General features: G+C 64.1%; 3 protein-coding genes. 2 read left to right on the top strand and 1 reads right to left on the bottom strand.

Annotated features, from left to right (window positions below; genetic code table 11):
• The first annotated feature begins 221 nt into the window (after nucleotides 1–221).
• Entirely contained in the window at nucleotides 222–1,040 is an 819-nt protein-coding gene (locus FFS15_RS12915; RefSeq protein ID WP_137845446.1) for a GTP pyrophosphokinase family protein, read from the top strand.
• A gap of 664 nt (nucleotides 1,041–1,704) precedes the next feature.
• Here FFS15_RS12915 and FFS15_RS12905 read toward each other — a convergent pair.
• Complete coding sequence (locus FFS15_RS12905) at nucleotides 1,705–2,154, bottom strand: hypothetical protein (RefSeq protein ID WP_137845444.1); 450 nt, start codon at nucleotides 2,152–2,154, stop codon at nucleotides 1,705–1,707.
• 745 nt (nucleotides 2,155–2,899) lie between these two features.
• Here FFS15_RS12905 and FFS15_RS12900 point away from each other — a divergent pair.
• A complete protein-coding gene (locus FFS15_RS12900) occupies nucleotides 2,900–5,905 on the top strand; it encodes an AAA family ATPase (RefSeq protein WP_249354046.1) in 3,006 nt (1,001 codons plus the stop codon).
• The last annotated feature ends 95 nt before the right edge of the window (nucleotides 5,906–6,000 follow it).

Here is a 6,000-nt window from a genome sequence, read left to right as displayed (position 1 = left end):
ATCGACAGCCTCCCCAGCATCAGAACCACCACCGACGAAACCCCTGGCTAGACTGCCCGCAACTGTTCACTTTTCGAAGATCGAAACTGACCAGTTCTCAAGCGTCGCTGACAGGGGGCATCGCATCGCTGAGCATTGGGCGCACTGTACCCGCGCACTCCGTCGTGGATTTCCGGGGGTTCCTACGCCGTTCGCGGGGGCTGGACGACTAGCCTGCGAGCATGCTGACCTGTCCGTGGACCACTGGAGAGTTGAGGAGACTCAGCCACCAGATCCGCGACGAGACCCCGGCAGGAACGAACCATCCGAGCTACGCCGAGGTGATGGGCTGGTACAACGAACTCGCCGCCGTTGTCCAACGGAGGATCGCCGAACTCAACTGGCCACCACTACTGATCGACCGACCGTTCGAGGTAACGAGCAGACCAAAGACCATGGATACGTTGCGGCAAAAGCTCCAGCGCGACCACGGTACTCCGCTTCAGAACGTTCAGGATATCGCTGGCGTGCGCTTCGAGGCGGAGATGTCACTTGATGAACAAGATGCCGTTGTAACAGCGATCTGCGGAGTTTTCGATCATGACCCGGGCGTTTGCGTTCGCGATATGCGTGAGCAGTCGCACAGCGGCTACAGGGGTGTGCATATCTGGCTCCGACTGCCCGCGCGGGTCGAGGTGCAGGTGCGAACCCACCTACAGGGGCTCTGGGCGAACACCTACGAATCTGCGGCGGACCTGTTCGGGCGTGGAATCCGCTACAACGAACTCCCTCAGGATGAGACAGAGCGCAAGATCGTCGTCGGTCTTAGACAGATGTCTACGCTCCGCATCGCTCGGATTGAGAAGGACAGGAACGAAATAGCCAGCATCGACCTCGGGTTGGAAGATCTGGAACGTGCTGGTATCACCGAGATCCCCGATGATGTTCGCATTAGACTTGACCGACTCAAGGCCCGGGGCCAGAGTAACGAACAGCGGCTGCAAGAGGATCTCACGAAGCTGTGGAAGTACTTCGATCAGATGCGTGACCAAAGGGGTTAGAGATGCCTGGTTTTGTCATCGAGTACCACCGTCCGAGCGGGGATCGTCGCGTCTACCAGTTTCCAGGCGAGACTGGCCATCAGGACGCGCTCGCGTTTCGGCTCGAGCTCGAAGGACAACGAAGCGATCCTGACTGGGAGATCGCGTCGCTGAACACCGACTCCCTAGCGACCCTTCAGAAGACTCACGCACGTTACTTCACTGGTCGCGAGTTGCAGCACGCCTAGGGGCGACCACCGAGGAAGGCCCGAGTCAACGGGCCTAGGCGCCAACCGTCGCCGACACCAAGTACGTGGATCCATCGCGCCAGCATGCAGACACGCCAAGCTGATGGGTCGCACTCCAACTCCAAGCGGTGACCGCCTTCATTGCGCACCACCTCCGCCCGCGTGGCATCTCGCTAAACCACGCCGAGATACCTAGAAATCTGGTCAACGGTCGAGAGAAGCGGCAATCCCCTCGGTGCGCGTTCAACGCGTTACCACCACCGTCTCCGCGCGCTTGCCGCACGGAGACGGTGCGTTCGCTAGCATTAACGGCCAAGGGACCGGTCGTCACCGGTCCCTCCGTCCGAAGGTCCCACCAGCAGGCTTACCTGGCCCACTGCCATGGGATGGCTGCCTCTCGTCAGCGACCTACGCCGTCGCGTTGACGAGAGGGAGTGTCACGTGGTCACCGCTTCATCTGCGGTGACCACGTCAGCTTTTAGCGCGTCTGCGGCAGCCTTGGCACGTCCCCGCGGGCTCGAGGCCTTCGAGCCGGGCTTGCTGACGTCGATGATGAGCAGCCCATCTTCGAGCGTGGGAGTCCACCGGTACGCCTCGGTGGTATCCAATCCGATGAACTGCGTGAAGAGTGTGCCGGCGACCAGCCACGGACCCTTGTCGGAGTGACTTCCTTGCGTGCGCATCGGGTAGGCGTTCTGGTTCGAGAGTTCGGCCGGGCGTAAAGCGATCGCTCGGCGCTCGGCGTCCCAGAGAAGTTCAACTCCTCCGGGCTTGCCAAGCGCTTCGAACGCCGCGCGGTTCACGGAGATCAGTCCGCGCTTCTGGATAGTTACCGAAGGAGTAGTGGGAACAGGCGCGCTGCCCTTCTCATAGACCTCGAAGCCCATCGGATCTCCTATCGTCGTGTTGGAATCGATCCTAGCATGCGATCAAGAAACTTAGCGGTACGTTTATCAACTTTGAGAACTGATTGCACCCTCGCTTTACCGACGGTCAACCTGGAAATCGACTATCAGGCATGTGAGGTCCCGACGTGATGCGAGGTGGACTCAGAGCATTCTGGTCGGCGGGGCAAACTTTCAGAGTCGCCATTGCAGATGCGTGACGCGCTAGAGATGAGGGCTATCGCAGTTCAGGGAGCGGTTCAAGAAGTCCGTGGCTCCTTCTCACTCGCAGCAAATGCAATGGATAGCGTGCGGTTCGGTCTAGCGAGCAATCGCGCGGTGCTCTGCTGCGGTCTTGACTGCAAGTCAGAGTCCTCAAATGGACCGACGTGGGAGTGTCACGGCATCGCAAGGTTCGTCGCCCGCGAGCGGGTCGGTCGCCGAGCCACAGAACTGCTCCGTCACGCAGCATGTCACCAGCTCTGGGAACGTGCGTGAGGTCCGAACTCGGTGATGCCCGCTGAAGCTGCCTCGCGCGCGCCAAGAGGCGCCGGCGATACTCCTTAGTAGAAGCCCAACGCGGTGACCGCCAGGCAAGCAAGCCAAGCGCTGCAGGCGAAACCAATGCACGCAGGCACTTTCTGTGTAAGCCCTCGTAACATAAACATTATTGGCGTACCCTGAACCCATGCGTGGTGGGCTGGAACGCTGGAAGCGGGGTGTCGAATCGCAAGGGGTTCGACAGGCGATGGCCTACGCCTTCAAGGGGAGCTGCGACTCCCACCTGCACAGCGTGACCGGCGTCGAAGCGCTCGCCGCATACGGCGGCGGCGATGCTGCCCGCGTCACACGATTCACAGTCGAGGCCGGTGTGATCACCGTCGATGCACTCGATGCCGACGAGCTCCGAAGTTGGGTCGACGGTCACGACCCGCTCACCGACGACCTGCGCGGCCGCGAACTCACCTCGCCGCACGCCGACCTCATCCTCGACGGCACGATCAATGCACCGAAGTCGTATAGCGTCGCGGCCCTCCTCAATGAAGACCTCGCAGCAGAGTTCGAGTCCCTTCAAGACCGCCTCCGCACCCGGATCATCACCACCTGGCAGCGCGAGCTGAATGCCCGCCGCGGCGCGGGTGGCAGCATCCGCGAGTCACTTCATCGCATCGAGGTCGTCGAACTTCAGCACCGACGCTCGCGTGCGCTCGACCCGCACATCCATCGGCACCTGTGGCTCAACGTCAAGGTGCTCGGCGAGGACGGCAAGTGGTCGAACGTCGACTCCCGCGTCGCGATGAAGCTGCACACGCTCATCAACGCCGAGGGCGAGCTCACCGCTCGGACCGACCCGGCCTGGATCGACTCGCTCGCCCGCAACGGCTACACACTCGACGACAACGGCGAGATCTCCGAGCTCGCGCATGCGGTGCGGCCGCTCTCGCGACGCTCGAACCAGATCGAGGCGAACCGCGCGAAGCTGCTGCTCGAGTGGCGGTCGGACCATCCCGGCCAGCAACCCGACCACGACATCCTGCAGCACATCGACCGATTGGCATGGGCAAAGAATCGTCCGAACAAGCCGGGTGTCGTGGACGAGTCCGAGTGGGAGCAGCTCATCCGCGACGAGCTCCGCGCGATCGACGCTGACATGCTTCTTGCGCGACGCGCGACGACGCCGCGGACCGTCGCGATCGACGACCTCGATCGTGACTGGCTTGCTGCGCGGGCGATCGTGGATGCCGACTCCCGGTCGACCGCGTGCGGCGGAAGGTTCAGCAACTACGATCTGCGGGCCGGCGCGACGCGTGCCGTTGCGGCATCCGGCGTTGTCGACCACCGCGACGATCTGCAGGAACTGATCGACAACGTCGTCGAGCGTGGCCTCGCCCACACCGTCGACCTACTCGAGGCAGAGGGTGAGCGCCCCGAGCACATCAAGGGATTCATGGCCGTAGCGACAGCCGGGTTGAAGGTCGAGCTCGCTGCACGGTTCGACGCGCTCACCCGGGCGGGTGCGTCGGTGGGCCGCGACGCGATCACCGACATCGCCGAGCGACTCTTGGATGCCGTCCTCATCCTCGACGAGGGTCAGACGGATGCCGCGGCCGCGATCGCCGGCACAGACCGACTCGTCGCCGTGACTGGGCCGGCGGGCGCTGGCAAAACGACGATGCTTCGTATTGCGCGCGCCGCGCTGAGGGCGCAGGGGAGGGAGCTGGTGGTGGTCGCGCCGACGAGGAAGGCTGCGTCGGTCGCGGGTCGCGAGATCGGCGCGACCGCGCTGAGCTTGCACGCTCTCCTCGCCGACCACGGTTGGCGCTGGGCGCGCGATGCAGCCGGCGCCGAGGTGTGGAGTCGGCTGCGACCCGGCGAGCTCGACCCGCCGACCGGTTCGGTGTTCGCGGGGCCGCGTCGGTTCGCGCTGCGGCCAGGAGACCGAATCATCGTCGATGAGGCCGGGATGGTCGACTTGCACACAGCGAATGCGCTCGCCGCGGTCGCCGCCGAGACCGGCACGGGCATCGCGATGGTCGGCGATCACCTGCAGGCGATGCCCGTCGGCCACGCCGGCGCGATGGCGTGCATGACCCGTCGCGCCACCGCGGTCGTCGAGCTGACCGCGGTGCATCGCTTCCGTGATCCCGACTACGCCGCACTGACGCTTCGCATGCGCGAGCCATCCTCGATAGATGAAGCGCTTGCGGTTGCGTCTGAGCTTGATACTCGGGGTTCGATTCACCGTGTGACGGATGCTGCGCAAGCGCGTGACGTGATGGTCGAGGCCTGGTTCCGGTGGTCAGCCGGACGCCGGCGGGTCGCGCTGGTCACGAGCACGAACGACGAGGCCGACGCGATCAACGAGGCGATTCAACAGCGGCGCGTGGAGATTGGGCAGCTGCGACAGAATCGGCTTGCGATGGGGCGGGGCGAGCAGCGTCTGCTCGAAGGCGACGTTGTGCAGACGCGGCTGAACGACCGGGTGGCCGATGTCGAGAACCGTGCGTTATGGACCATTCGACGGATCGAATCTTCGGATGTCGAGCTGGTTGCGTTGGGCGACAGCGGCGACGTGCGGCGGGTGTCGCTCGAGTATGCCGCCGAGCACATGCATCTCGCCTATGCGTCAACGGTGCACGGCATTCAGGGGGAAACGACCGACGCTTCCATCGTGGGGCCGGGGGTGGATGCCTCGGGTCTCTACGTCGGCATGACGCGCGGGCGCGCACACAACGAGGCGATCGCAATCGCGTGGACCGCCGATGCTGCACGCGAGCAGATCGCGGACAGCATGATGCGCGGCGTACAGGAGGCCTCGATAGATGAGTCGGTTCGGGCGGCGCGACATGAGTTGGGGAGGGCGGCGTTGCCAGCGCCGGGCGGTGCGGCTCAACCCGCGGCGGCTAGCAGCACGACAGGACCTGTGGTTGCCTCCGTAGAGGAGGTGAGCGGTTGGCTGGATTCAGCCAACATCACCCTTGCTGCCCTCGACGCAAGAATCGCTAGCGACGATGCGTTGCGCCACGCTCGCGATGTCGGCGTGGATGGGGCGCGGGACTTGTTGCGCAAGCGCGACCTCCTCGCTCGGCACGTGGATGACACCGTGCGGCGATTCGTGGGGCAGGTTGAAGCGGATGACGCCGAGGCTCCAGAGCGCCGACGTCTCGGCGGTCCCTGGCCCGCGCGGCGAGGAATGGCGCCGGTGGTAGGCGTCAATGGCAACTCGGTTGCTCGGGAGTCGATCGATCGATGATCGATCGACGCGGAAGTCGAGACCTTCCAGGGAGTAACTCGCAGGGGCGTCGGTGTTTGGGCCCGCTCATCTGCGTTTCAGGACGGGGCTCCGTC

Origin of the sequence: Microbacterium sp. 2FI (assembly GCF_005502885.1) — a bacterium.
Taxonomy (GTDB): Bacteria; Actinomycetota; Actinomycetes; order Actinomycetales; family Microbacteriaceae; genus Microbacterium.
This window is presented reverse-complemented; position numbering and strand designations above follow the sequence as displayed.

Coding starts and splice junctions, on each gene's coding strand:
- FFS15_RS12915 (WP_137845446.1), top strand. CDS start 222: ATGCTGACCTGTCCGTGGACCACTGGAGAGTTGAGGAGACTCAGCCAC.
- FFS15_RS12905 (WP_137845444.1), bottom strand. CDS start 2,154: ATGGGCTTCGAGGTCTATGAGAAGGGCAGCGCGCCTGTTCCCACTACT.
- FFS15_RS12900 (WP_249354046.1), top strand. CDS start 2,900: ATGGCCTACGCCTTCAAGGGGAGCTGCGACTCCCACCTGCACAGCGTG.